Origin of the sequence: Phormidium sp. CCY1219 (assembly GCF_035615515.1) — a bacterium.
GTDB lineage: Bacteria > Cyanobacteriota > Cyanobacteriia > Cyanobacteriales > Laspinemataceae > CCY1219.
The window spans coordinates 1-203 of record NZ_JAJENT010000316.1 but is presented as its reverse complement, the minus strand read 5'-3'; the positions used below and the strand labels follow the sequence as shown (position 1 = coordinate 203).

Annotated in this window: 1 protein-coding gene; it reads left to right on the top strand. The window is 48.3% G+C overall.

Annotated elements, in window-relative coordinates; all coding sequences use genetic code 11:
• Positions 1–203, top strand: a 203-nt coding sequence (locus LKK83_RS05265) for an RRXRR domain-containing protein (protein WP_324629872.1), incomplete at both ends; no start/stop codon positions are given.

Here is a 203-nt window from a genome sequence, read left to right as displayed (position 1 = left end):
AAGTAAAACAACAGGAGTAGCAATTCTCAAAGAAAACACAGTAATTTGGGCAGCCGAACTCAATCATCGCGGCTTCTCAATTCGGCGGTCCTTAGAATCTCGCCGTTGCTTACGAAGGGGGAAAAAAAATAGACATACCCGCTACCGCATGCCGCGTTTCAACAATCGCAAGCGTCCACAAGGTTGGCTTGCGCCTAGTCTTC